A 23,532-nucleotide genomic window follows, 5' to 3' on the forward strand; every position below is an offset into this window, starting at 1 on the left:
ACAATTTTCTTGCGAAATTTCTCCGATTTTGATTAAAAATTGTAACAACGCTTATGGAGTCGGTATCTCAACCAATGCCACACCGCGCGTAGTTCTCTCTGAAGCGGGTTTTACTAACCATAATCGGCTAAAATCGATCGTCTCTATAAGGCAAAAAAACCCGGTTTCTCCGAAAAATCCTGGATATCCCGTCTGAGATATCAAGGGTTTCGACTTCTCAACCACCAGGGTTTTTGACCCCTGCGTACATCCAGGACTGTTAAAGCTGAGCGCGATACTTCTTAGGAGTCAAACCGACGATTTTGCAGAAGGTCTTACTAAAGTGACTTTGGTCGTGAAATCCGACTTGCTGCGAGATATAGGTTAGTGATAAATCTTGCGTTTTCAACAACTGTTTGGCTTTTTCAATCCGGCACTGGATCACGTACTGATGGGCCGTGACTCCAATTGATTGTTTGAACAAACGACTGAAATAATAAGGACTCATCTGCACTAAATTAGCCAGTTCAGCTAAGTGCAAATCTCGCTGTATGTAGTCATTAATGTAGTTAACAACTATCTCTAATTTCCGAGGATCAAGACCTTTTTCAAAATTCACTAAATTCGGTTTGTGTGCACAATAGCGGTGCAGTATATGAACTGAAAGCGCGTTTTTTAGTGCCTCGACATAGAGAGTACCGTTTAATCCACCTGATTCGAGTTCGGTTTTGAGGGCCCAGCCAATGCCGAGAATCAACGGATCGCTGATTTTCCAGTGCGGTATAATTTCAATGAGGTTTGAATTGGTCGATTCGCCAACTGTATTGTCGAAGTCGGTAGGGTCGATCGCGATCGCTATAAATTCAGGATCTTCGACTGCACCTGACTGGAAATCAGTACCAGCACCACCGATGAAAATTTCTCCTCTTTGCCACGGTTCGCTACCATAGTGTTTGCCGTTGAGTATTCCGTTTACTGTAACTGAATTGAGTATTAGCCCAATGTTGTGTTGTTGGAAACAGTGTTCGGGAGTTTCGTCTGCTGGCTGACGGTGATATTCGACGTGAATTCCCTCCCATTTTGTGCCGTGACTTGACAGGATTGAGGGACTCGGGAGAATCGATTTCATCGCGTCTGGCTGGGCAAAGTCAAGAATTAACTGTTTCTCTGAGGACATAGCTTACACCTGCTGGGGTAGTGGCTATATCCTATATCTCTGAAGTTCCTGCAGTCATGCAAAAGATACCGAGGGTTTACGCTACATATTCTCGGTCAGTTTGTCAAGCTTTCGCAATAAAATTTAAGGAGATTTGAGCGTAAGGCGGTGTAGAGTCGATCGATCGTCGGCACTTTCATACCAGCCGTTGCGCCTACAATTAATTACTGATAATTATAGCCTTTCTCAGTAACATGAGGTGCTCTCGCGGGCATAGGGCATAGGGCATAGGGCATAGGGCATAGGGCATAGGACTCGCCCCCATACCTCACGACGCGATCGAACCGCTATATTCACTTTTAGAGCGATAAATCTCACATCAAAAATCTCACATCTCACATTAAAAATCTCACATCAAAAATCTCACATCTAACCTCTAATATCATGTCCGATCGATTAACCATAATATCCCGGTCGGGGCGGGTTTTTGAGATAGTCAATTATTGGCAGGTATTGTTTGCTCACGGGCCCCTACAAAAATCGGGGTTGCTCGACCGGACATGATATAACATCACCAATCACCAATCACCAATCAAAAATCAAAAATCAAAAATCAAAAATCCCCAATCTAAAATCTAAAATCTAAAATCTAAAATCAAATGACGCCCGCTAAAGTTTCCCAGCAGTACCAAAGCACTTTACAGGAAACCCGCAGGCGTCAAAATCAAGCAAGCTTAAATCTTAGAAAAGACCCAGCGTGAAAGATTTGTCGATCGGGAAAATAGCACCAATACCCAACCACAGAGTGAACGCAGTTCCCAAGAGGAAAACAGTAGTAGCAACCGGGCGGCGGAACGGATTTTGAAACTTGTTAACGCTCTCGATGAACGGAATCAAAATCAAGCCAAGGGGAACAGCAGCCATGCAAGCAATACCCAACAATTTGTTAGGCAAAACGCGCAGGAGTTGGAACACAGGCCACAAATACCATTCCGGCAGAATTTCCAGCGGAGTAGCAAAAGGATTAGCAGGTTCCCCAACCAAAGCCGGGTCTAGTACCGCCAAACCGACGCACAGAGAAATCGTTCCCATGATGACTATAGGGAAAACGTAGAGCAAGTCATTAGGCCAAGCTGGTTCGCCGTAATAGTTGTGACCCATGCCCTTAGCGAGCTTAGCGCGGAGGTCTGGATCGCTCAAATCTGGTTTTTTGAGAATAGACATAGTAAGAGTGTTCTCCTTTTAGTTTTACCCGGGCCTGGGATTCGGCTGTATTCGTTAGTTTGAATCAGCGGCGCGATCGCAGGAAGTATGGGCCGTAAATAAATATCTTGACATCCTCACCGACTATCAGGTGCGGTGATTCCTAAACCTCACAATTTAGGTTTCTGCTTCTTTGCAACTGCCTCCACCCTCAAGGAGTATTGGTCTTACGTTCGCTCCACAGACTATCCCCGCAAGCCCTGCGGTTCTTATGTGTCGAAAACCCCAAAAGGAATTCTTATGTATTGTTTTGATTCTAGGGATGTTTGCCATTGCCCTATCCTCTTTTCCCGGTCTACCGATTTGTCTGCGCCGCCAGTCAAACTGGACTTCGCTCGTTAGGCTGTCTGAATCCATCGACGGACAGTGGGTCAGTGACCATCTAGATGCTAATACAAAGCCGTCCTAGAAGGACGTCGTTTCGTGCCCAATTTTTTGATGAGTGATGAATTCTGAATTTTCAACTCAAAATTCAGCGGGGGGCAAAAAAAATACCGCCCCCACAACTCAAAACTTACAACGGGCCAGAGATACCTTGCTTGCGAATCATCAAGAAGTGAGCCAGCATGAAGACTACAATCAGCCAAGGCAACACAAAAGTGTGCAAGCTGTAGTAGCGAGTCAAAGTGCCTTGACCGACGCTGACACCGCCGCGCAGCAGTTCAACCATCAAAGAGCCGACAACCGGGATGGCTTCGGGGACACCGGAAACGATTTTAACCGCCCAGTAACCGATTTGATCCCAAGGCAGCGAATAGCCGGTCACGCCGAAAGAAACAGTGATGACTGCCAAGATTACTCCTGTCACCCAGGTTAACTCGCGGGGCTTTTTGAAGCCGCCGGTCAGGTAAACCCGGAAGGTGTGCAAAATCATCATCAGTACCATCATGCTGGCAGACCAGCGGTGGATGGAGCGGATCAGCCAGCCGAAGTTGACTTCATTCATCAGGTATTGCACTGAAGAAAAAGCTTCTGCTACCGTCGGACGGTAATAGAAAGTCATGGCGAAACCGGTGGCAAACTGGATCAAAAAGCAAACTAAAGTAATTCCGCCCAAGCAGTAGAAAATATTGACGTGCGGGGGTACGTACTTCGTAGTGATGTCATCGGCTAGCGCCTGGATTTCCAGGCGTTCCTCAAACCACTGGTAGGTTTTTGAGTCGGTGATTTGTTTAGAAAACATGGAGCCAGAATTCCTAAAAGAATATTGCTGTGGTTGAGGTTCAGGGCAGCAGCCACAAGGTTTTTTGTCGCCCCGCGCCGAGCAGCTTGCTTTTATTAGCAAATGCCTGAGGCTATTTTTTAAATTTGGAGCTGACGAAAGGAACTCTATTGTGCGATCGCCTGCAAGCCCTGGGAAACTAAGCGGTGGCTTGTCCCTACTCGCTGGCGTTGCCCGATCGAATTCCAGACTGTGATAAAAAATGTAACATAATTGCTGTGCAAATTTCACGCGAGCGATGCTTTTGCCGAGTCTCAAATACCCTTTTGTGCAAGCTCAACATCCGCCCTAAGCTGGCATACAGCCAAGACCAGAGCGAGCGGACCAAAGTCCGAGCCTGCCACCGGGACCCTGGGGCGTAATTTTTAATATTTATGATAAAACTTCACTCATTTTGCGATTAAATGTTACATTTAACTAATTTTTTGTTCGCGGTGGACATTTGACGAATGCCGAATGCCTTGGGGAGAGTTAAATGCGCAAAAGCTTAAAAGCCTACAAACTAAAAATACAGGAGATGCCATACTTGCCTATCTTTTACAGAAAAATCATGCACAGACGAGTTTTCCAGATTGCTATTTTACTTTTCCTCCAAGTCGCCCTAGTTCTAGGCCCGTGGGCAGGGCCTGCGGCGGCCCTAACTCCAGAACAGCAGCTTTTGAGCGAAGCTTGGCGAATTGTCAATCGCTCTTATGTGGATGACAAATTCAACAATCACAATTGGTGGTCGATTCGCGAAAAAGCTGTCAAGCAACCGCTCAAGGACAGAGAGCAGACTTACACGGCGATCCAGGGGATGCTGGCGAATCTCGACGACCCCTTCACGCGACTGCTGAAACCCGAACAGTACCGCAGTTTGCAGGTCAACACTTCGGGAGAATTGACGGGAGTGGGGCTGCAAATTGCGATCGACCGCCAGACAAATACCCTGACAGTGGTGGCTCCGATTGCCGGCTCACCGGCGGATAAAGCTGGCATCCAACCCCTCGATCGCATCCTGAAAATTGATGGCACTCCTGCCTCAGAATTGAGCCTAGACGAAGCAGCAACTCGAATGCGCGGTCGCATCGGCACTCCCGTTACCTTGACCTTGGGGCGCGAGGGAAGGGACGCTGCTGAGGAAATTCAGCTAGTGCGCGATCGCATTGCTCTGAATCCGGTTTACGCCGAATTGCAGTCGCCGGAGAATTTACCCGTGGGTTACATTCGCCTGAGTCAATTCAGCGCTAACGCCACTGAGGAAGTCGCCCACGCGATCGACCGCTTGGAAAAACAAGGAGCCGCCGCCTACATTCTCGATTTGCGGAACAATCCGGGGGGACTGTTGCAAGCAGGGATTGAAATTGCCCGCTTGTGGCTCGATTCCGGGACGATCGTCTACACGGTGAACCGACAAGGCATTCTCGGCAGTTTTGAAGCCTCGGGAGAAGCCTTGACAGGCGATCCGCTGATTGTTTTGGTGAACAAGGGAACGGCCAGCGCTAGCGAAATTTTGGCCGGTGCCCTGCAAGATAACGGCAGAGCTCAACTGGTAGGAGAAAAGACTTTTGGCAAAGGGCTGATTCAGTCGCTGTTTGATTTGTCTGACGGTTCCGGGTTAGCCGTGACTGTTGCTAAGTACGAGACACCGAACCATAAAGATATTAACAAGCTGGGGATTGCGCCCGATCGGGTAGTGCCTTTGGAACCGATTGCGCGCGATCAAATCGGCACTTCCGCAGACTTGCAATATCAAGCTGCACTGCAACTACTGAAAGAAAAAACCGTGCTGGCAAAGTCAGTATAAGCCGGAGTTTGAAGTTTTGAGCTTGCTGCAGGGCGTCAATACACAGGTCTTTGTCTGTCTCTGCGTTTAGCTGGCAATCACAGACAAGAACGATCCTAAAAACTCTTTAACTCAAAAGTCATATCGCGTCCGACAGATTCATCTGTAATTGTTCGCTGTGCGAAGCAATGACATACAAGCATGATGCTATCGGACGTGATTTCAAAACCCAAAACTCCGATTCCCTTAAGGTTGCGGGGTTGATTCCTCGGCTTCGGGTACCTCTGGTTCCTGCAAAATCACCGGACGCTGCTGGGGGTCAGCTCGATTGGTTTGCTCTTGCATCACAGTTTTAGCAAGACTGGGGTCAAAGTAGCGGTTAAAGTTTGCTCGCGACTGATTTACTCGCCCTTGGGTAAGATTGACTTCTGCTTGGATTTCGTGCAATTTTTCTTGCACGGCCCGGTAGTGAGGCCAAAGCTGAATCAAAGCAGAAGTGGCACAGACTGAAAGTACCATGTTGACTGCTAACTTGACTCCTGTTTCGGCGCCGAGCGTTTTGTGAGGGTAAGAACGCTGGCGGCTGCTGCTGCGAGGAGCAACCCGAGGAGAGTTTTTTACAGGTCGCAGTGGAGTAACGGTGGGTTGAATCGCTTGCATAATTTTTTTTCAAATACCTGAGACTGAGGTTTTAGAGCTCAAAAGAGCAAATTCTGAGCTTAACGCACACCCGCCCCGGTTTGTCAGGGTCCCCAGAGCCAAAATTTTTGAGACTGATTGACATCCTCGTTGATTAGCTGAAGCTAACCTCAACTTTTGTCGGTGATATCCCTTACTACCCGGATGTTTGGGCCGCAACTGATATCAATTCCGTTGCCTTGGAATGATTAAACCGCAGAGTACGCAGAGAACGCAGAGTTCGAGAACACAGAGATGAATACAGGACGATGAAGGGCGGATTTGGTATGACGAGACCTTCGTGCGGCGTTGCTGATGCGCGAACCTCACAGCTTTTGGATTTGCCATCACCACGCCACACGAATGGGTAGCCAACTGTTTAACTCCCAAATCAACACCAACAAAGTCCCCCGACGCAAGACGTAACTTCTGGCTCTATTTCATAGCTAAAGCCGATCGACCAGCTTCCAGCTTCTTGTCAAATAGTAAATGCTTTTGTGGTGACATGGGGCAAGCCTTCCTAGGTAGATACCCAGCCAATTGTAGGTAACTTCAATCGAGTGCCGCCCAAAGCTATGGGTCTGCCGCTAGCATCAATGGTAAAACTATCGTGCCTACCCTTTTTCTTGAACTTGGGATAACTTGTCCTGAGCATCAGCCATTAAGATTTACTCCTTCGTCCCCATGGCTCTATGAGCAACAAGCTTGGGCCGTGGCGGGGGCATTATGGGGGTGCTAGGTGACGCCTAAGGACAGAATTTCCGAATAAAAATGCCTGCCCTTGCAGTCTCGTCTTGCTGACTACAGACAATTTACTCCACGCTCGGCAGCAATTGTCTGTAATGCGAGAGAGTTAACTACTCGGGCAGGCGATCGAGCGGTTCGCGGCTGGTGCCTGGAAACTACTTGTACAGTTCAGTTGCGAGCCGGTAAGCCATGATTCCGGGAATCAAAGCAATTACGAGCGCTACGTAGACTTGGGTATCTGTTAAAGACATATTGGGAAAACTCCTTTTCGCGGGCACGAGCTTTCACCAATTTCAGACAAATTGGCGCTTTTGGGAATCATTTGTTACAACTTGAAATAAATTTGGTGGGTCTGGGGAGGAGTGTTCGAGTGTCCGAGTGGGGGTGTGGGGGAGCCGGAGAGTGTCCGAGTGTCCGAGTGTCCGAGTGGGAAAAACCCTGCTTCTTCCCTCTTCTTTGTACCCTCTTACCTCAACATCCATCCGTTATATCCGTTACATCCGAACCAAGCGAACCAAGCGAATCCGTTGCCGAACTTTCTTCGTTCCGACCATCGGAGTAGTGCAGAATTACCGCATTAGGTTAAGATTTAAGTGAAGGTGACACTAATTTGAGACAGAGCGGGTAATTTGCGCTGCGCTCGACCCTTGCCAATCTTAGGTGCACAAAAGAGTTAATGGTAGATAAATTTCTCGAAGCTTCGCCCAATGTGGGACTTGAGGGCTTTTTATTATTGTTGGTTTTGGTGGCTTTGGAGGCTGTACTTTCGGCTGATAACGCGATCGCCCTGGCGTCTATTTCTAAAGGTTTGGAAGATGCCGAGGATCAGCAAAAGGCTCTCAACTTGGGTTTGATAATTGCTTTTGTACTGCGGATTTCACTAATTTTAACGGCTACTTGGGTGATCCAATACTGGCAGTTTGAACTGCTTGGTGCTCTGTACCTGCTGTGGCTTGTTTTCCAACATTTTACTTCAAATACGGACTCCGACGGAGAACATCATGGGCCCAGATTTGCCTCGGTGTGGCAAGCAATTCCCATGATTGCTTTTACGGATTTAGCGTTTTCATTGGATAGCGTTACTACTGCGATCGCCGTTTCTGACAACACTTTTATCGTCGTAACAGGCGCTACTATTGGAATTATTGCCCTGCGATTCATGGCGGGATTGTTCATCCGCTGGCTGGATGAATTCGTTCACCTAGAAAGTGCTGGTTACATCACAGTTGGGTTCGTGGGAATGCGGTTGTTGGTGAAAGTAATTAATCCGGATTTAGTTCCTCCGCAATGGCTGCTAGTTTCCAGTATCGTCTTGATGTTTGTGTGGGGATTTTCTAAGCGCACTCCGGAGCCAGTCGAGATGGCAAAATCTCTAGAAATTGCTCTAAATCAGGCGGATTCAGAAGTGGCAGTGCCGGAATCGCAAGGACAGAAGTCCGAAATTTAACATACTTTCATCTGAATAAAAGTAGCTTAAATCTGTCAAACCAACAAGATTGAAGGCTGGTTAAAACGTGCAAACGCCTTTCATCCCGGTGACTTTAGTCCGGGGATGAAAGGCTTTTATTTTGTGAGATCGTTTCCTTCAGTAGCCGATCGAACTCAGAGCAGTACAATTAAACCTATGGGAAGGCAGTTATCAAAATCAGACTCAGCAATGGTTGCGCTGGTGGGATAGCGAGGGGAATTCGTTGCTGACGGGGAGGAACAAGCCGGCGCAGGAACGCCAACGGGTACAAGCCTAGGGCCAAGTAGCCGATCGACAACAGCAACAGAAAGAGCGATTGGCGGCATATTGGCGATTGCAGGCGATCCGGATCTGATTTGAGCCTTGGTGGTGGCTGTATTTTTTTAGGAGAGGGAAAGAGGGCGATCGATCTTACGGCGAAAAGAGGCCGGGAATTGGGGGAATGGGTGTGCGTGCGATCGGTTGAGTGGAGCGACTGCTAGTAACCTTTGTATTCCTACCAATATCTCTCGGGAGTCCGCTCCAAGCTGGTTATTAGGCTGCTGGGTGTTTATTTATTTCGTCGTTTTTTTCGTTTTTTTCTGTAATGTGCTGTGACGTGCGACCCATTTTTTCTGTCGTGGGCTTTGACAAACACATAATCACTTTTATTTTCGATTTTCTCATATTCTTCTGGCGTGATTTTGGAATCTTCAAAATCTCTTTGCAATTCAGATAGAGAATTTTGCAGGCTGTTTATATTAGCCTGCTTTTCTTGGACAGATTCCGTTAAATTTTGAATATTTTTTTGCAAAGCAACTATATCTGCATCACGATTTGATATGTCTCTATACAAACTAGAAATAGTTTTTGTAAGATTGTAATTCTCTGTTATGCGTCCGTTTATCTCATTTGTATTTTCTTGTTTTGCTCTAAGTAAATTGTTAAACTCTTTGGATAAAAGATTGATCCGAGATTGCAGCTCATTAATAATTGATTGATTGTTAATATCAGCTATAGAGCCATCATCACCTAAAACTAGCTTTGCTGATAAAACCCTGATTAATTCCTCTATTTTATAAGCAAGACGAAGACGATAAGGGCTAATTTGATTAGCATTTTGTCCTATCTCTGCAGCTAATTTGGTGATTGCTTCTGAAAGAATGATTTGTGACGGTTCCCTGCTTCTCGTAAAAATAACCAGATTAGTTACAATTTTCTGAAGCTGCTCATAATCTTTCTCAGCCTGACTAGCTAAAAGAACACGAGCAGCATCTTGTATTCCGGTTAATATCCGATATTTTCGAGGTCTTCGAGGCTCTAGTTCTTGTAGAAGTTCACTTCTTTTATACTCCAATGCCTCAAGTGTTCTTGCAATTCTTTCATGATTTGCAGAAGGATCTGCACCAAGACGCTCTAATATACCCTCATATAACCATGCTTGAGACTCTAAGTTATTTAGTTTTGGAACTTGCTGCTTGTTTTCAGGCTGGGGAACTACATCTATTTTTTGGAATTGCTGCTGTAGGGTATTAATCCTGGCTGAAATAGTACCTTTGAAACAAGCAAGCATTAAATCTAAAGCTTGACCAAAGGGAAAAGAGTAGTCAGCTAACCAACCAAATAAGAGCCAAAAAAATATAGTAGATATCAGAAATAAAACTACTTTAATGTAGTTTAAAAGCCTTATGAAAAAATTATTGTTTGGTTCTAAGTCTATGTTTTGAAGGTCAAGATAATTCTCAACGAAAAAATTGCTTTTCTATGTTTTGCCCAATGACTGTTCCAGAATTTTTGTCAACATTCAGGTTTACGCCTGATTGATTTCTCTGAGAAACATAGGAGGTACTTTGTATTTTTTGTATTTGTTGATACTGAGTTACCAGTCTTTCGAGATCTTCTTGAAACTTCTTGTCCCACTCAGCTTCACTTAGGATCGCAGCTTCTAAAAGCTTTGGTTCAGAACCCTTGATCTGGAGTTTGTCTTGAAATCGTTTTTCTAAGAAATCTAGAACATTTGCTCCAGCCTTCTCTAAAGCCCCACCCGAAACTTTATCAATTACCCAAAGTGCAATAGTTGCTGCTTGTAAAGCTAGTACAGATAATTCCATTTTAGTAGTGATTTTGTTAATTATGACTTGATTCACATACCGGATTATACCAAATAAACATAAAAAGTGCAAATGAGTTACCGGATTCAAGTAAATACACGGAAAACTTATGCGTAGAACATAGCTATTTTCTTGGAAAGGCGGAAACTTTTGGTTTATTTCATCATCGAAGCCAAGTTCAAGCAACTTTTAGACTCAGTGTGTTCGGTGTATCTGCCCTTGGCGCTGGAGGACAAGTATCCTCATCCCGATCGCCCTTTTTACACAAATCGATTGCACACCTGTTATCCTGTAATTGTTACGCGGGGATTTGTACCGACTCATAGGGTTGGATGAGAATTTCAGCGGGAATCCCCAGTTCTTGATTCAACTTCCGAATCATCTCCCAGGTCAAGGAACGTTTGCGAAATAACACCTCAGACACCCTAGCCAGACTGCTGAGACATGGCGAAAGAGAGAATTTAATTATTAAGGAAGAGGGAAGAGAGGGAGAGGGGGAGGATTTTTCCCCAATTAGCAATTAGCCATTACCTATGGCTTAGGCTTACCTACAAAAAAAGCTAAGGGAGAATTCTCACCACAAGATAACCGAACTTTAGAACCAATGGGAAAAACATTTCCTGTAGTTGTGAGTGCATATAACTTTTCGCCCGAAGGTGTTTTTAAACAATAACGATTTTCTCTGCCTAAGAATTGGCGATCGCAAATCACAACAGGCGAATCTTCATCTAAGTATAAACTCAAGTCTTCCTGCCGGATCATCAATTCTCCTTGAGTAGAAACATCACAGGGAACTGGTGAACATGAATCTCCTTTAACAGCAAAACAACCTACTTCTGTTTCCCAAAAATCCTGCTTCAGCGATGCAGACACAAAATTAGCTTGCGTCACAAACTCCGCCACAAATCGAGATGCAGGTTCTTGATAAACTTCCTCTGGAGTGCCAAACTGTTCTAATTGGCCTTGACGCATCACCGCTACCCAATCTGAAATCGAAAGTGCTTCTTCGCGATCGTGGGTGACAAATACACCAGAGGTTCCCGTTGCTTTGAGAATCTCGCGGACTTCCTGACGCAATCTTAACCGTACTTGTACATCTAAATTACTCAACGGTTCATCTAGTAAAATAATCGCAGGTCTAGGGGCTAAAGCACGGGCCAGGGCCACTCGCTGTTGCTGACCCCCCGATAATTCATGGGGATAACGGTTTTCTAATCCTTCTAATCCCACCAACGCTAAAGCTTCTGCGACACCTTTCTGAATATTATGCTTTGACTCTTTTCCTTGATGCGTCAAGCCAAAAGCTACATTTTTCGCGACTGTCAAATGGGGGAAAAGTGCATAGTCTTGAAACACCATACCAATGTCTCGCTGTTCCGGCGGCACTGACATATTAACACTCGCTACAGTTTTTCCTGCTAAAGCGATCGTCCCTGCTTGTAGCTGTTCAAAACCAGCAATTAACCGCAGCAAAGTTGTTTTCCCACAACCCGATGGCCCCAACAACCCCAGTATATCTCCTTGATGTAATGTCAGGGTGACAGATGCCACCGCAGGTGATGCTGCTTGGGAATACTGTTTTGTGACACCATCCAAATGCAGAATTATAGGTCGAGCCATTATTGCTATAAATAATCAACAACTTACTATTCTACAATAAACCCGTTTAGTGAGATAAATTGTCAGAAAGACTTGACAAATGTTTACACGTACTGATAAGCTAGCAAGCTAGACTTTTTACTAGCGATGAAAAATTCCCAACAATCACTACAGCAAACAGGAATCAGGACAATCCAATGGCGATCGACCTTAGGCGGTCTATTCGCTAGTGGGTGGACTGTGGCAATTATCGCTTTAGCATTGCCGATCGCCATACCAGTTCTCAGTGTCTTATCCAGTATCTTTTTTGAAGCTAAAGATACATGGCAACATTTAACCGATACAGTTTTAACCCGTTATATTGTCAACTCTTTATGGTTAACGATCGGTGTCGGCTGTGGTGTTGTCGCGATTGGCGTAGGATGTGCCTGGCTAGTAACAATGTGTCGCTTTCGGGCCAGTCGCGTATTTGAATGGGCATTACTGTTACCCTTAGCGGCCCCAGCTTATGTGTTAGCTTATACTTATACAGACTTTTTAGAATTTTCCGGCCCTGTTCAAACTGCTTTGCGTTATATTTTTGGCTGGAGTTATGGAGACTATTGGTTTCCTAACGTGCGATCGCTCCCGGGAGCAATATTAATGCTAACCTTAGTTTTATATCCCTACGTCTACCTATTAACAAGAGTTGCATTTTTGGAGCAATCCACTTGTACGCTAGAAGCTAGTAGAATACTCGGCTGTAGTCCTTGGCGGAGTTTTATTACAGTTGCCTTACCAATGGCAAGACCCGCAATTGTTGCAGGTTTAGCACTGGCTTTGATGGAAACTCTCAACGATTATGGCACTGTTCAGTATTTTGGAGTTGATACATTCACCACAGGTATTTATCGGACTTGGTTTGGCATGGGAGAACGAATTGCAGCCAATCAATTAGCTGCCCTGCTATTATTATTTGTTCTGGCTTTAATTTTAGTAGAACGCTGGTCGCGCAGTCGGACTAAATATTATCAAGCTAGCAGTCGCTATCGCCAACTACAAACTTATCAGCTTAAAGGAATCCGGGAATTTTTAACCGTAATGGCTTGTTTCCTGCCGCTATTTTTTGGTTTTTTATTGCCAGCAGGTCTTTTACTCAAGTTGACATTAGCGAATTGGCAAGTAACCTTAGATGAACGCTTTTGGATATTTGCCCGTCATAGTTTAATTTTGGCAACACTGACAGCAATTTTAGCCGTATTTATTGCCTTGATTATGGCTTATGGCTTACGGTTATATCCTAATTTAGGAGTGCAGTTAGGAACTAGAGTTGCGGCAATGGGCTATGCTGTACCGGGTTCTGTCATTGCAGTGGGGATTATGGTTCCCATTGGAAAAATTGACAATCTATTTGATAGTTGGATGCGTGAAAACTTGGGAATTTCTACAGGCTTGTTGTTAAGTGGTACGATCGCAGCTTTGGTATTTGCTTATATAGTTCGCTTCCTAGCTGTTTCTTTAAATGCGGTAGAGTCAAGTTTGAGCAAAATTAAGCCTAATTTAGATGATGCGGCGAGAAGTTTGGGTTATAGTCCGATGCAAACTTTAGTTACAGTTCATACACCAATGATGACGGGAGGTTTATTAACTGCTATAATGTTAGTATTTGTTGATGTGATGAAAGAGTTACCTGCTACTATAATTATTAGACCTTTTAACTTTGATACTTTGGCTGTGCGAACTTATCAACTTGCCTCAGATGAGCGATTAGCTGAAGCTTCTGGCCCTGCACTCGCTATTGTTTTAGTGGGGATGTTACCGGTTATTTTATTAAGTTGGAAAATTGCGCGATCGCGCAAGTCTTCAACAGAGTTAACAGTTGACAGTTGACAGTTAACAGTTAACAGTTGACATTATTCCTTTGAGAATCAAGATGATTAATAAAAACTTAGCAATGTTTACCCGCACTACTGGCACAATCTCTTTCTTACTGCTTAGTATTTTTGTCACCTTTGGATGCCAAAAACAGGAGGCTGATTCCCTCCAAACATTACAAAAAACTAAGCAATGTCCAGAATGCGATCTGACTAATACCAAGTTAAGTGACATGGATTTAACCAGCGCTAATCTCAATGGTGCTAAGTTGGAAGGTGCTGTGCTAGAAAATGTCAAACTTAATGAAGCCTTACTCGATAGCGTCAATCTCAAAGGTGCAAATTTAAAAGGTGCTTCTCTGGAAAAAGCAGGTTTATCTGCCGCCGATCTCACCAAGGCTGATTTGAGTAATGCAAATCTCAAGGGGGCTTTTTTGCGAGGTGCAAAACTGAATAACGCCAATCTTAGTAATGCCGATTTAAGTGAAACTGACTTAAATAGTGCTGATTTGACAGGGGCAAACCTGAAAGGGGCAAACCTGAAAGGGGCAATAATGCCGGATGGTACAATTAAAAATTAAAGAAGTTATACCAATTTAATGTGAAGTTACAGGCTAATTAAACCCCCTTCTCTAGTCCCCCTTAGTAAGGGCGACTAGAGAAGGGGTACTTGATTCAGTTCATGATTACAGAGAAATGATATCAGGAGTCAGAATTCAGAATAATTCATACTGAATTATTCTGAAATTTAAGTTCGGACTCCTGACTTCTTGTTCAAAACGTCTCTATTTCCATCCGGCGCGATCGGCAATCTTTAAAGCTTCGGCGTTATTTTTCCCAAACACATCAGGGTTAAGAGGGTCAGATTTGAATGTACCAAAACTGGCAACTGCAGGATCGATCGCCACACCTGAAATCACAGGGTATTCGTAATTACTCCTAGCAAAAATTTGTTGAGATTCCTTAGTGGCTAGGTGTTCTAAGAATTTGATCGCCGCTGCTTTGTTACGGGAGGTTTTGACTACACCGGCACCACAAATATTGACGTGGGTACCGCGATCGCGCTGGTTGGGGAAAAATACACCTACTTTCGCCGCGATCGCCTGTTCTTTTGGATCTTTCGATTTCATTAAGCGAGCTACATAATAGGTATTAACAAGGGCAATATTGCCTACCCCATCAGCAACAGCCTTGATTTGCGCCGTATCATTTCCCTCTGGAGGACGTGCAAAATTAGCCACCAATCCTCGCGCCCAAGCTTCTGTTTTTTGAGGTCCATGAACCGCTAGCATAGCCCCAACAAGAGACTGATTATAGACATTAGTGGACGATCGCACTAAAAGTTTGCCTTTCCACCGAGGTTCTGTCAGCGCTTCATAGGTTGACAATTGGGCAGGATTCACCTTGCTTTTGTTATAAACAATCACCCGTGCCCTGCGCGATAGGCCAAACCAGAAACCTTGAGGATCACGCAAACTTGCTGGAATTGCCGATGTCAGGACTTTTGAAGACACAGGTTGTAGGATACCTGCTTGTTTCGCCCGCCACAAACGCCCACCATCAACGGTGAGGTAAACATCAGCGGGGCTATTTGCACCTTCATTTTTGATCCGTTCAATTAGTTGGTCAGCCTCCGCTTCAACGAGGTTAACCTTGATGCCAGTTTTTTTGGTGAAGCTTTGGTACAACTGATTATCAGTGTCGTAGTGACGTGCTGAATAAAGGTTGACGGTACCCGTTTGGGCTAGGACTGGGGCTTTTTTGCTGAGTTCCCCCACTGCCACGACAGCCATTGCTGTACCGCTGGCAAGAAAAATACGCCGAGAAATGCTCATTGTTCTATAATGATAGATTTTTTCATCTGGTAATTGACACGATGGTGCATCCACAGCCATCTATAGTCATTGCTATACTATATTAATGCAAGTAATTCTTATTTGTTTATAAAGATCGTAACTATTTTAGGGCTGACGCACTGGTGGTCAATCGATTTTAGATTTTAGATTTTAGATTGACCCCACGGATAAATGCGGGGGCTTGAGGATTTTGGATTTTCGATTTTGGATTGATTACGGATAAATCACGTGGCGGGTACCATCAAGAAATTCTTGGTCAGAAACCGGGTTTTTTACGGCAATACTTCGTGCAGCCCGCAGATTCCGGTAAAAAATTCGCTTATGAAGGTCTTGATGGGTGCAGGACTGTATTTTTGAAGTTACCAGCAATTGTTTTACGGTAAAATATCCGACGATCGCTACTCGGATGGTGGAGGTAGGATCTCGATACCGTACTTGGAAGCAGTAGTAAGAATTTTGTCAAGGTCTTCAGGGCTTAAGGATGCTCCAAGGGTAATCTCACCATTCACGGCCTTTCCAACTTCGGCAATAAATTTCTCAAAGCCAGCAGGAGTGACCCAAAGCATGATTTTAGCGGGTGTAGCGGTGGTATTCGTAAATCGGTGAAGCTGGCCTTTGGGTGAATGAAGGAAGGTTCCAGCCGTCGCAACGAAAGTACGATCGTCAAGCTGGAATTCAATCTCTCCGTCTTGAACATAAAATGATTCATTTTCTCGGTTGTGCCGATGGGTCGGGGTACCGCCACCAGGTGCAACAATTACCTCACAAAGCGCATAGGCTTCCCCTGTCTCTTCACCAACTGCTTTGAACGTATAGAGGTCTTGACCAAAGTAGTAAGAACGACCTTGACCGGGTTCAATAAAAAGTCCGTTTTGATGAATTGTCATTTGTTAATTGGTAAACCGAAGTGTTAGCTGGCTGGCGATGGCTTTTTGTGGAACATTCTTCACGAAGTCAGAATCTTCTCAATACGCCGATCGGGTATCAGCCACATGATTGCAACTAAAACATACAGCATGAAAGCCAACCATGAGTTGACAAAGGAAAGCAGGATTGCTACGGTATAAATCACCACTGATACTTTACCCTTCAAGTCTCGCCCAAGTGCAATTGCCAGAGTGGATTCTTTACCGTGGTGAGAAATAAGAGCACGAGTAAGAATGAAGTAAGCGATCGCAGCCAACAATAGCACTGTACCATAAAGCGCAACTGGCCAGGCGGCGAAGTGGTTCTCGCCTGTCCAGCCAGTGACAAAGGGAATGAGTGACAACCAGAACAGCAGATGCAAATTAGCCCACAACACATTACCATTGACCTGCCGAGCCGCCTGTAACAAGTGATGGTGGTTGTTCCAATAGATACCAAGATAAATAAAACTGAGTACATAGCTCAGAAATACTGGAACTAGCGGACGCAGCGCAGCTAAATCAGCTTGATGGGGGACTTTCAATTCCAGCACCATAATGGTGATGAGAATGGCGATTACACCATCGCTGAATGCTTCTAACCTGCCTTTACCCATTTTTGTACATCCTCCTTTTTTGCTGGCGCGGTCGATCGCTTCTCATTCCAAAAATAACTTAGCATAAGGTCGGTTGCAGTGATGTGTTATACCGATATGCGATCGCTGGCACTTACCAACCAAGCCAAGGATTTTGCTTGCCTAATCTCGCCTGAAAACAGATAACCTTAACGGACTTTTCGTTGATATGTTTAAGCAGTCGATCGGCACGACTTCTTATCAATACCCGATCGCGCAACGGGTAAAACGGGAGAAGCAGTTGTTGAAATAAAAAGAGCGATCGATTAAGGAAGGGCGATCGCGGTTATTTGACATAGATAGTTTGAGCAGTAGAGAGAATTTCACAGGCGGCGAATCGAGTTGGAACTGCGATCGATCGCCCGTTTACTGATTAGATCGACTCGTCTACTTAGCACTGCTTCGAGTTCTTCCTGCATTTGGGCGCGATCGAGTATACCCCAGTTGGCTGTGGGGGCAAAAGCAACTAGGATATCGATGTCGCTGTCTGCATGAAAGTCGTCACGAAGTATCGAACCAAAGAGGGAGAGTTCGATGATTTGCCAATGTTGGCAGAATTTGGTGATTTGGTCAATTGGCAGGGCGATCGGTTTGAGCAAACATTACGCAGTATAACGGCCTAGTCGATTTTATCTCTATTTCTAAGTGTTTTACGGGAATTTTTTTTAAAACTTCACACTTGACTTCACAATGTTGTTATATCATAGTTATAGGGAACGATAGTCCCATCTCTAGACTCTAGCTATGCTTAATTTCTCTGAAAGCTCCAAAAAGGATGTAGAAAGTGGTTAATTACAATCCACTCACCGCACAGCCACCTGAAGAGGTACCGTTGAAGGATGCCCCTCTGATTCGAGTGATTGCACAGGTGCGCTTTCCACCTATTCTCTCGATCGAGAAGAAAGATTTTGTGGGTTCATTTCAAGAGGCAATTAGAGAAAAATATCCTATCCTACAACCCGAACAAACTCAAACTTTTGTCTTGGGGCCTCAAGGTGTTGTACAACCAACTTTTCAGGTAACTTGGCGGTTCATAGATACAGCAGGTAGCTGGCGCGTATCTTTAGCACCTAATTTTATGGCGCTTGAGACAACAGCTTACTCCAGCCGTCGTGATTTTTTGGAACGTTTAAAACATTTGCTTATCGCATTTGAGCAAAGTTTTAATCCAAAAATTATAGAACGATTTGGATTGCGATATGTCAACAGACTTATTGGTAAAGATTTGGAAGACATATCATCACTTGTCAAGCCGGAGATAGCAGGACTTATGGGTGCTGAATTTATAGAAGATCTTCATCAAACAGTTAATGAATCTTTGTTTGTAATTCCAAATGGAGGTGAGGAAATTATTGCAAGATGGGGACTTATGCCTGGTGATGTAACTTTCGCTCCCGATATTGAACCTGTGGCTGAATCTAGCTGGATACTCGATATAGATATGTCCTTTTCAAAAAATCGAGTATTCAGTATTGAAGAGTTGATGAGTGAAGGACTGTGTTTTGCTGAAAGGATTTATACTTTCTTCCGCTGGGCAGTAAAAGATGACTTTTTGCGGCGTTTTGGAGGTGAATTATGAACACTATGTTGAGTAAAAATCCTAATGAGCGATCGAGTACCTCTGCCCTGGGATCTATGAAAGTTTCAGATACTCATTCATTTATTCGTTCTATAATTTCCCTAGTTAGTTCGGGCACAACTGCTTCTAGAGTAAGTGACGATCGAGCCTTGTTAGCTGCTGTAGACAGGACGACCAGTGGGATTACTTTGCGAGCGACTGGCTCTCCAGAAGCAACGCAGAAATCTATTAGCGAATTGAGAAGATTAAGCGGGTTAACCTGGGAGCAGCTTGCTAAATTATTCAATGTTTCACGCAGAAGCCTTCATTTTTGGGCAAGTGGGCAACCATTGTCTCGCTTTAATGAAGAACAGCTTAATCGACTGTTAGAGGCTATTAAATACATCGATAGAGGAAGTGCAAATCTCAATCGCAGTCTGTTACTGAAAGGCAGTAATGGTAATCAATTTTTTGACCTACTCGTCGCAGGTAAATACGAGGAATTTAAGAAGATTGTTGGCTTTGGTAATGCGCCTCAAAAGCCAAAATTAGGTTCTTTGTCTGAAGATGCGCTTGTGGCACGTAGGCCTCAGAATCCAGCGGCTCTGGTTGACGCTCTCCAAGAGCCTATCCATCGGGAGGTTGGACGATCAAGACCTGCTAGAGCAGCAAGGAGCCGAAAGAATAATAGTGGTCAATGATCATCGTGATGTTTGGATTGAGACGGTAGACACTGCTCTAAAAGAGTGGTGTCAGGGTGATTGTGTGCTTGGAGAACATTGGTTTGTTTATCGCTTTAATCCTCAACGCCCTTTGACATCTGACTCTGCTGATGTTGCACAAGCAGAAACTGATCTTGCAGAATCTGAGGTCAAGGGTTTTGCCGTAGTTACACAAACCTGCGATATTGTTCGCACTTGTGACGAGCGTCCATTTGTTGAGGTCGTACCTCTTGTGGAGGTCGATGGAAGAGAGTTGCATAAAATTCAACGAAGTAGACAGCCTCGATATGCTTATATTCCTGGAATTGCAGAACTTAATCTTGTCGCTGATCTCGATCGTGTAATGACAGTAGAAAAGGCTGTGGTGGCAGAATGGAAACGCAAACCAGGATGTCTTAACGATGAGGAGATTAGGGAACTTGGGCAAGCACTGACACGGAAGCGTGCTCGATTTGCTTTCCCTGACGACTTCACTGACTTTGCTAAAAAGCTCCAAAATCGGCTACGCGATAAGCATGATAAATCCACCACTGAAGGAGAAGCTCTTCGCGCTTTACGTGAGATTAGAGTGCGCGCAGAACCTTCATGGAATAGCTGTGAAATCCGATTAATATTTTGGTTTATCCGGGACGAGGAACAGAATCAGTTTGAGGGAATAGGATGGGATCAGTATCTAGAACAGTGGTTGAAATTAATCCCTGAATCTGGACGATTCCAAAAGGTGGATGGTTTGGTAGTAGCTTTGGAAGACATGACAGCGAAGGAGTATGTTGAGAGTGATAAGCTAGATCTGGATCACTTATCCTCTTAAAGTGGAGAATTCACGGTTTTAATAAGCGATTATTCTGAACATCGATCGAGATTTATATCCTCATAAAAATCAAGTTCGCCCTTGTCTTAAAGAAGTTTCATCGGGAAGTTTCATCGGAACGATATAGCAATCCTAAATCAGTTTCAATAACTGGTTAACTTCCAAGCTCTGCCTGGGAACCGATGTCCAGAGGCTCTGCCTCGGCTGCGACAATGGAGGCAGAGCCTCCGGATATGCGTTACCAGGCAGAGCCTGGTAACGAGTATAATCATTTAGGATTGCTATAGACCATATCCATGCAGCCGGAGATGATCGCACTTGCGTTAAACTAAGTCAGGTAAATGATTTTATATACTCATGACTATTTTTACTCTGCGATCGCTCAAAAAAGAATTCGGCATCAAGGAACTCTTGACAGATGCCAGTTTCAGCCTCGATGAAGGCGATAAAGTCGGACTAATCGGCACCAACAGTTCCGGCAAATCAACCCTGCTGAAAATGATTGCGGGTATGGAGTCGATCGACTCTGGCGATCGCTGAGTCAATATCGCAGACTGCGTTTTATCATCGGCCAGAAACGCTATTTTGTCCGTGTTACCTTTATATTGCAGGACTTTTTGAGCAGAAGAGGCAATGTCTAGCAAGGAAGCGCGATCGCGGCTATTTGACTACCGATAGTTTGAGCAGTAGAGAGAATTTCAGGACGGCGAATCGGGTTGGAACTGCACTCGATCGCCCGTTTACTGATTAGATCGACTGGTCTACTTAGCACAGCTTCGAGTTCTTCCTGCATTTGGGCGCGATCGAGTAGACCCCAGTTGGCTGTGGGGGCAAAAGCAACTAGGATATCGATAGATCGAAGCAGCAAAACGCCTGGGAATCGATCGCCCTAAAATCACTGATTTGCTACGTGGGAAACTATCTGAGTTTTCAATCGATCGCCTGTTTCGGTTCTTAAACGCGCTTGGTAGTGATGTGGAGATTCGGGCGATCGCAAAACCTGAATCTGATTCAGACGCTAAGACAAGAGTGATTGCTATTTAGGCCCAGCTCTGACAGATTCGATTGCGGACATTGCCGTATTGATGTGATTCAACAGCCACAGCGATTTGCAGCACACAGTTTCGGCTATTTATTTACGGGCATAACACCGATAGAGCGAATTGAACAACCTGGCTTTTGTAAAGTACGCAGTATAGCGTTTATTCTTCTAGCAGTAGAGGTTCCAAGGCAATCAGCAGTGTTGGAATATCTTCATTTGAGGTTTTCCAGACTTCATCAAGGTCGATGTCATCATACCGATGAATCAAGTTGTCGCGCATTCTGGCAATGAGTGACCAAGGAATGTCCGAATTTTGCGATCGCAGTTCTGGAGAAAGGCGTTTCACCGCTTCACCGATAATCAGAAGTTGAAACACGATCGCAGACTGCGTTTTATCATCGGCCAGAAACGCTATTTTGTCCATGTTACCTTTATATTGCAGGACTTTTTGAGCAGAAGAGGCAATGTCTAGCAAGGAAGCGCGATCGCGGCTATTTGACATAGATAGTTTGAGCGGTAGAGAGAATTTCTTGACGGCGAATCCAGTTGGAACTGCGCTCGATGGCCCGTTTACTGATTAGATCGACTGGTCTACTTAGCAGTGCTTCGAGTTCTTGCTGCATTTGGGCGTGATCGAGTAGACCCCAGTTGGCCGTGGGGGCAAAAGCAACTAGGATATCGATGTCGCTGTCTGCATGAAAGTCGTCGCGAAGGATCGAACCAAAGAGGGAGAGTTCGATGATTTGCCAATGTTGGCAGAATTTGGTGATTTGGTCAATTGGCAGGGCGAGATCGGTTTTCATTCAGCCTCCTCATTAATTTAGCAGTTTAGCTTGCGCTGGAAGACTCAGAAGGGTTATCTTTTTCTTTCAATTTTTGGTCGATTTCACTAATAAAGCTTTCAACTTTCGAGATAATATCATCAACACTTCTGCTATCAATATTAATCTCTAGACCGTCTTTCTTCTTTCCGTTTCTATGTACTAAATCGTGCCTGATGGATACAGCTTTTTGAATTTCCGAAAATTTGGGAAATTCAAGATTTAGCGTTCCCTCGTACATCTTGCTTACTTTAGGCAAGTTATGGTAAATAACTTCTAACATTTCCTTCTTCGCTATTTCTTTTGCTTTGCTAGCATAGTCAAGAAGCTCGTTCATGCCCAGCTTCTGTTCTTTGAAATCTTTGAATGATATAAAAAAAGATTTCAAATAGTTTTCGTTTGACAAAACCGTATTTATAAACGCATCAGATAGGTAAGTTTCGAGACACGCTATTACACCAACGTAAAGATTTCTGCTCAGAGTTTTCTTGGCTTTCGGGTCTGGCACCGTGAGTTTATTTAATACTCGCAAACTTGCAATCTCATCCAGGAAAGTAAGATAAAAATCAGTATTAGAGAGTATTGCTTCTAATTGATCTTTGTCTGTATAGTCCTCTTCTATCTCATCTGCCTGCCAAGACTTTTGCCAGGTTCCTGTTCGGCTGTTTAAACCGAGAAAACCCATGCTTTCTGTATAGAGATGCGGAACAATCTCATTTAGTAAAAACTTTTCCCAATATTTTAGACGCTCGTGAGTCAATAATAAATCTAAATCTCTCCGCGAAAAAACGTCTGATTTATCTGATAAGTTTTGGAAGGTCTTATAGACTCGTTCCAGTGAATAAAGCCAGGGCTGGATATCATTTTCGAGCAAGCATTTCATGAACTCTTTACCATAGGAATTACCTGTGCCACCAGATAGGGAAATGTACATTCCATCTTCATGAATGAACCCTGTAACTTGACCGATAGTCCCTGGTTCACGAAACAAAGCAATAGCAGCAGTAATATCGGCAGAAGTGATGTTATCAGGTCTGGCTTGTTCACCTGAGTATTCAAAACCTTCTTCCGGGCAAACAATAATAACAGCAAGCAGCCGTTTCCTGAACCGAGTGATTGCATCTCTCATCATCTCGCCACCGTAGGAAACACCGGGTTCACATACTGGAACTAAGTTAATCTGCATACTGCTATCTCATCAATGAACTGGAAGCTACATTATACAGGGTAAACGCATCTTAACTGGAACCCAAAATATGCTACAGTTAAATCCGACTAAATTTCAATGTAGTTTGTTGTAGTTTATGGGTGCTATCAATGGCAAGAGGTTTTAGTAAAGCTGTAACTTCCCAACAAAAACAA

At 44.4% G+C, this 23,532-nt stretch carries 25 protein-coding genes and 1 pseudogene; 9 read left to right on the plus strand and 17 right to left on the minus strand.

Annotated features, from left to right (window positions below; all coding sequences use genetic code 11):
• Positions 1 to 259: 259 nt before the first annotated feature.
• From ACUVJL_RS05335 to petB, 3 genes are all read right to left on the minus strand, one after another.
• A complete protein-coding gene (locus ACUVJL_RS05335) occupies positions 260 to 1,156 on the minus strand; it encodes a helix-turn-helix domain-containing protein (protein WP_445244903.1) in 897 nt (298 codons plus the stop codon).
• A gap of 720 nt (positions 1,157 to 1,876) precedes the next feature.
• A complete protein-coding gene (gene petD, locus ACUVJL_RS05340) occupies positions 1,877 to 2,359 on the minus strand; it encodes a cytochrome b6-f complex subunit IV (protein WP_445244904.1) in 483 nt (160 codons plus the stop codon).
• Between the two features lie 553 nt (positions 2,360 to 2,912).
• Positions 2,913 to 3,581 (minus strand): cytochrome b6, encoded by a 669-nt coding sequence (petB, locus tag ACUVJL_RS05345; protein WP_333131877.1) that lies wholly within the window; start codon positions 3,579 to 3,581, stop codon positions 2,913 to 2,915.
• A gap of 589 nt (positions 3,582 to 4,170) precedes the next feature.
• On the opposite strand from petB, the gene ctpA reads away from it, so the two are divergent.
• The gene (gene ctpA, locus ACUVJL_RS05350; protein ID WP_445244925.1) at positions 4,171 to 5,406 is read left to right on the plus strand and encodes a carboxyl-terminal processing protease CtpA; all 1,236 of its coding nucleotides are present in this window, start codon (positions 4,171 to 4,173) and stop codon (positions 5,404 to 5,406) included.
• A 225-nt stretch (positions 5,407 to 5,631) separates the two neighbouring features.
• On the opposite strand, the gene ACUVJL_RS05355 is transcribed toward ctpA, so the two are convergent.
• Positions 5,632 to 6,045: a slr1601 family putative cell division protein gene (locus tag ACUVJL_RS05355; RefSeq protein ID WP_445244905.1), complete on the minus strand. Its 414-nt coding sequence runs from the start codon at positions 6,043 to 6,045 to the stop codon at positions 5,632 to 5,634.
• A gap of 920 nt (positions 6,046 to 6,965) precedes the next feature.
• Entirely contained in the window at positions 6,966 to 7,061 is a 96-nt protein-coding gene (gene psaM / locus ACUVJL_RS05360) for a photosystem I reaction center subunit XII (protein ID WP_332956097.1), read from the minus strand.
• Positions 7,062 to 7,486: 425 nt separating this feature from the next.
• On the opposite strand from psaM, the gene ACUVJL_RS05365 reads away from it, so the two are divergent.
• Complete coding sequence (locus tag ACUVJL_RS05365; RefSeq protein ID WP_445244906.1) at positions 7,487 to 8,257, plus strand: TerC family protein; 771 nt, start codon at positions 7,487 to 7,489, stop codon at positions 8,255 to 8,257.
• Between the two features lie 155 nt (positions 8,258 to 8,412).
• On the opposite strand, the gene ACUVJL_RS05370 is transcribed toward ACUVJL_RS05365, so the two are convergent.
• The 4 genes from ACUVJL_RS05370 to ACUVJL_RS05385 form a co-directional block, all read right to left on the minus strand.
• Positions 8,413 to 8,604, minus strand: coding sequence for a hypothetical protein (locus ACUVJL_RS05370; protein WP_445244907.1), 192 nt, complete (start codon positions 8,602 to 8,604; stop codon positions 8,413 to 8,415).
• Positions 8,605 to 8,828: 224 nt separating this feature from the next.
• A complete protein-coding gene (locus ACUVJL_RS05375; protein WP_445244908.1) occupies positions 8,829 to 9,830 on the minus strand; it encodes a hypothetical protein in 1,002 nt (333 codons plus the stop codon).
• A 169-nt stretch (positions 9,831 to 9,999) separates the two neighbouring features.
• Entirely contained in the window at positions 10,000 to 10,404 is a 405-nt protein-coding gene (locus tag ACUVJL_RS05380) for a hypothetical protein (protein WP_445244909.1), read from the minus strand.
• A 495-nt stretch (positions 10,405 to 10,899) separates the two neighbouring features.
• Positions 10,900 to 11,988: an ABC transporter ATP-binding protein gene (locus tag ACUVJL_RS05385; protein WP_445244910.1), complete on the minus strand. Its 1,089-nt coding sequence runs from the start codon at positions 11,986 to 11,988 to the stop codon at positions 10,900 to 10,902.
• Positions 11,989 to 12,114: 126 nt separating this feature from the next.
• Between ACUVJL_RS05385 and ACUVJL_RS05390 the strand changes: the two genes are divergently transcribed.
• Positions 12,115 to 13,836: an ABC transporter permease gene (locus ACUVJL_RS05390; protein ID WP_445244911.1), complete on the plus strand. Its 1,722-nt coding sequence runs from the start codon at positions 12,115 to 12,117 to the stop codon at positions 13,834 to 13,836.
• A 43-nt stretch (positions 13,837 to 13,879) separates the two neighbouring features.
• Complete coding sequence (locus ACUVJL_RS05395) at positions 13,880 to 14,401, plus strand: pentapeptide repeat-containing protein (protein ID WP_445244912.1); 522 nt, start codon at positions 13,880 to 13,882, stop codon at positions 14,399 to 14,401.
• 204 nt (positions 14,402 to 14,605) lie between these two features.
• Here the strand turns inward: ACUVJL_RS05395 and ACUVJL_RS05400 are convergent, their stop codons facing one another.
• The 4 genes from ACUVJL_RS05400 to ACUVJL_RS05415 all read right to left on the minus strand — a co-directional run bounded on the left by ACUVJL_RS05400 (position 14,606) and on the right by ACUVJL_RS05415 (position 17,815).
• A complete protein-coding gene (locus ACUVJL_RS05400; RefSeq protein ID WP_445244913.1) occupies positions 14,606 to 15,655 on the minus strand; it encodes a Fe(3+) ABC transporter substrate-binding protein in 1,050 nt (349 codons plus the stop codon).
• Positions 15,656 to 16,074: 419 nt separating this feature from the next.
• Positions 16,075 to 16,563 (minus strand): cupin domain-containing protein, encoded by a 489-nt coding sequence (locus tag ACUVJL_RS05405; RefSeq protein WP_445244914.1) that lies wholly within the window; start codon positions 16,561 to 16,563, stop codon positions 16,075 to 16,077.
• Between the two features lie 59 nt (positions 16,564 to 16,622).
• A complete protein-coding gene (locus tag ACUVJL_RS05410; protein ID WP_445244915.1) occupies positions 16,623 to 17,198 on the minus strand; it encodes a TMEM175 family protein in 576 nt (191 codons plus the stop codon).
• Between the two features lie 341 nt (positions 17,199 to 17,539).
• Complete coding sequence (locus ACUVJL_RS05415; RefSeq protein ID WP_445244916.1) at positions 17,540 to 17,815, minus strand: nucleotidyltransferase family protein; 276 nt, start codon at positions 17,813 to 17,815, stop codon at positions 17,540 to 17,542.
• A gap of 185 nt (positions 17,816 to 18,000) precedes the next feature.
• Here ACUVJL_RS05415 and ACUVJL_RS05420 point away from each other — a divergent pair, with 185 nt between their 5' ends.
• From ACUVJL_RS05420 to ACUVJL_RS05435, 4 genes and pseudogenes are all read left to right on the plus strand, one after another.
• Entirely contained in the window at positions 18,001 to 18,795 is a 795-nt protein-coding gene (locus ACUVJL_RS05420) for a TIGR04255 family protein (RefSeq protein WP_445244917.1), read from the plus strand.
• Entirely contained in the window at positions 18,792 to 19,475 is a 684-nt protein-coding gene (locus tag ACUVJL_RS05425) for a hypothetical protein (protein WP_445244918.1), read from the plus strand. Before ACUVJL_RS05420 ends, ACUVJL_RS05425 begins: the two co-directional genes overlap by 4 nt.
• Positions 19,417 to 20,307 (plus strand): hypothetical protein, encoded by an 891-nt coding sequence (locus ACUVJL_RS05430; protein ID WP_445244919.1) that lies wholly within the window; start codon positions 19,417 to 19,419, stop codon positions 20,305 to 20,307. Before ACUVJL_RS05425 ends, ACUVJL_RS05430 begins: the two co-directional genes overlap by 59 nt.
• 357 nt (positions 20,308 to 20,664) lie before the next feature.
• Positions 20,665 to 20,841 (plus strand): annotated as a pseudogene (locus tag ACUVJL_RS05435) (ATP-binding cassette domain-containing protein); the annotation flags it as partial.
• A gap of 103 nt (positions 20,842 to 20,944) precedes the next feature.
• On the opposite strand, the gene ACUVJL_RS05440 reads toward ACUVJL_RS05435, so the two are convergent.
• Positions 20,945 to 21,175, minus strand: a complete 231-nt coding sequence (locus tag ACUVJL_RS05440) for a nucleotidyltransferase family protein (RefSeq protein WP_445244920.1) — start codon at positions 21,173 to 21,175, stop codon at positions 20,945 to 20,947.
• Between the two features lie 35 nt (positions 21,176 to 21,210).
• Here ACUVJL_RS05440 and ACUVJL_RS05445 point away from each other — a divergent pair, with 35 nt between their 5' ends.
• Positions 21,211 to 21,351: an XRE family transcriptional regulator gene (locus ACUVJL_RS05445; RefSeq protein ID WP_445244921.1), complete on the plus strand. Its 141-nt coding sequence runs from the start codon at positions 21,211 to 21,213 to the stop codon at positions 21,349 to 21,351.
• Positions 21,352 to 21,509: 158 nt separating this feature from the next.
• Here ACUVJL_RS05445 and ACUVJL_RS05450 read toward each other — a convergent pair whose 3' ends face one another.
• The 3 genes from ACUVJL_RS05450 to ACUVJL_RS05460 are packed head-to-tail and all read right to left on the minus strand — an operon-like array spanning position 21,510 to position 23,356.
• Positions 21,510 to 21,851 carry a HepT-like ribonuclease domain-containing protein gene (locus ACUVJL_RS05450; protein WP_445244922.1) on the minus strand — a complete coding sequence of 114 codons (342 nt, stop codon included), beginning with the start codon at positions 21,849 to 21,851 and terminating at the stop codon, positions 21,510 to 21,512.
• Complete coding sequence (locus ACUVJL_RS05455; protein ID WP_445244923.1) at positions 21,841 to 22,152, minus strand: nucleotidyltransferase family protein; 312 nt, start codon at positions 22,150 to 22,152, stop codon at positions 21,841 to 21,843. Before ACUVJL_RS05455 ends, ACUVJL_RS05450 begins: the two co-directional genes overlap by 11 nt.
• 25 nt (positions 22,153 to 22,177) lie before the next feature.
• Entirely contained in the window at positions 22,178 to 23,356 is a 1,179-nt protein-coding gene (locus ACUVJL_RS05460) for a HEPN domain-containing protein (protein WP_445244924.1), read from the minus strand.
• Between the last annotated feature and the right edge of the window lie 176 nt (positions 23,357 to 23,532).

Source organism: Microcoleus sp. OTE_8_concoct_300 (genome assembly GCF_031383065.1).
Classification (GTDB): Bacteria; Cyanobacteriota; Cyanobacteriia; order Cyanobacteriales; family Microcoleaceae; genus Microcoleus.

Bases quoted from the DNA above. Each gene is read 5' to 3' on its own strand.
- ACUVJL_RS05335 (WP_445244903.1), bottom strand. From the start codon at position 1,156: ATGTCCTCAGAGAAACAGTTAATTCTTGACTTTGCCCAGCCAGACGCG.
- petD (WP_445244904.1), bottom strand. From the start codon at position 2,359: ATGTCTATTCTCAAAAAACCAGATTTGAGCGATCCAGACCTCCGCGCT.
- petB (WP_333131877.1), bottom strand. From the start codon at position 3,581: ATGTTTTCTAAACAAATCACCGACTCAAAAACCTACCAGTGGTTTGAG.
- ctpA (WP_445244925.1), top strand. From the start codon at position 4,171: ATGCACAGACGAGTTTTCCAGATTGCTATTTTACTTTTCCTCCAAGTC.
- ACUVJL_RS05355 (WP_445244905.1), bottom strand. From the start codon at position 6,045: ATGCAAGCGATTCAACCCACCGTTACTCCACTGCGACCTGTAAAAAAC.
- psaM (WP_332956097.1), bottom strand. From the start codon at position 7,061: ATGTCTTTAACAGATACCCAAGTCTACGTAGCGCTCGTAATTGCTTTG.
- ACUVJL_RS05365 (WP_445244906.1), top strand. From the start codon at position 7,487: ATGGTAGATAAATTTCTCGAAGCTTCGCCCAATGTGGGACTTGAGGGC.
- ACUVJL_RS05370 (WP_445244907.1), bottom strand. From the start codon at position 8,604: ATGCCGCCAATCGCTCTTTCTGTTGCTGTTGTCGATCGGCTACTTGGC.
- ACUVJL_RS05375 (WP_445244908.1), bottom strand. From the start codon at position 9,830: ATGCTTGCTTGTTTCAAAGGTACTATTTCAGCCAGGATTAATACCCTA.
- ACUVJL_RS05385 (WP_445244910.1), bottom strand. From the start codon at position 11,988: ATGGCTCGACCTATAATTCTGCATTTGGATGGTGTCACAAAACAGTAT.
- ACUVJL_RS05390 (WP_445244911.1), top strand. From the start codon at position 12,115: ATGAAAAATTCCCAACAATCACTACAGCAAACAGGAATCAGGACAATC.
- ACUVJL_RS05395 (WP_445244912.1), top strand. From the start codon at position 13,880: ATGATTAATAAAAACTTAGCAATGTTTACCCGCACTACTGGCACAATC.
- ACUVJL_RS05400 (WP_445244913.1), bottom strand. From the start codon at position 15,655: ATGAGCATTTCTCGGCGTATTTTTCTTGCCAGCGGTACAGCAATGGCT.
- ACUVJL_RS05405 (WP_445244914.1), bottom strand. From the start codon at position 16,563: ATGACAATTCATCAAAACGGACTTTTTATTGAACCCGGTCAAGGTCGT.
- ACUVJL_RS05410 (WP_445244915.1), bottom strand. From the start codon at position 17,198: ATGGGTAAAGGCAGGTTAGAAGCATTCAGCGATGGTGTAATCGCCATT.
- ACUVJL_RS05425 (WP_445244918.1), top strand. From the start codon at position 18,792: ATGAACACTATGTTGAGTAAAAATCCTAATGAGCGATCGAGTACCTCT.
- ACUVJL_RS05450 (WP_445244922.1), bottom strand. From the start codon at position 21,851: ATGTCAAATAGCCGCGATCGCGCTTCCTTGCTAGACATTGCCTCTTCT.
- ACUVJL_RS05455 (WP_445244923.1), bottom strand. From the start codon at position 22,152: ATGAAAACCGATCTCGCCCTGCCAATTGACCAAATCACCAAATTCTGC.
- ACUVJL_RS05460 (WP_445244924.1), bottom strand. From the start codon at position 23,356: ATGCAGATTAACTTAGTTCCAGTATGTGAACCCGGTGTTTCCTACGGT.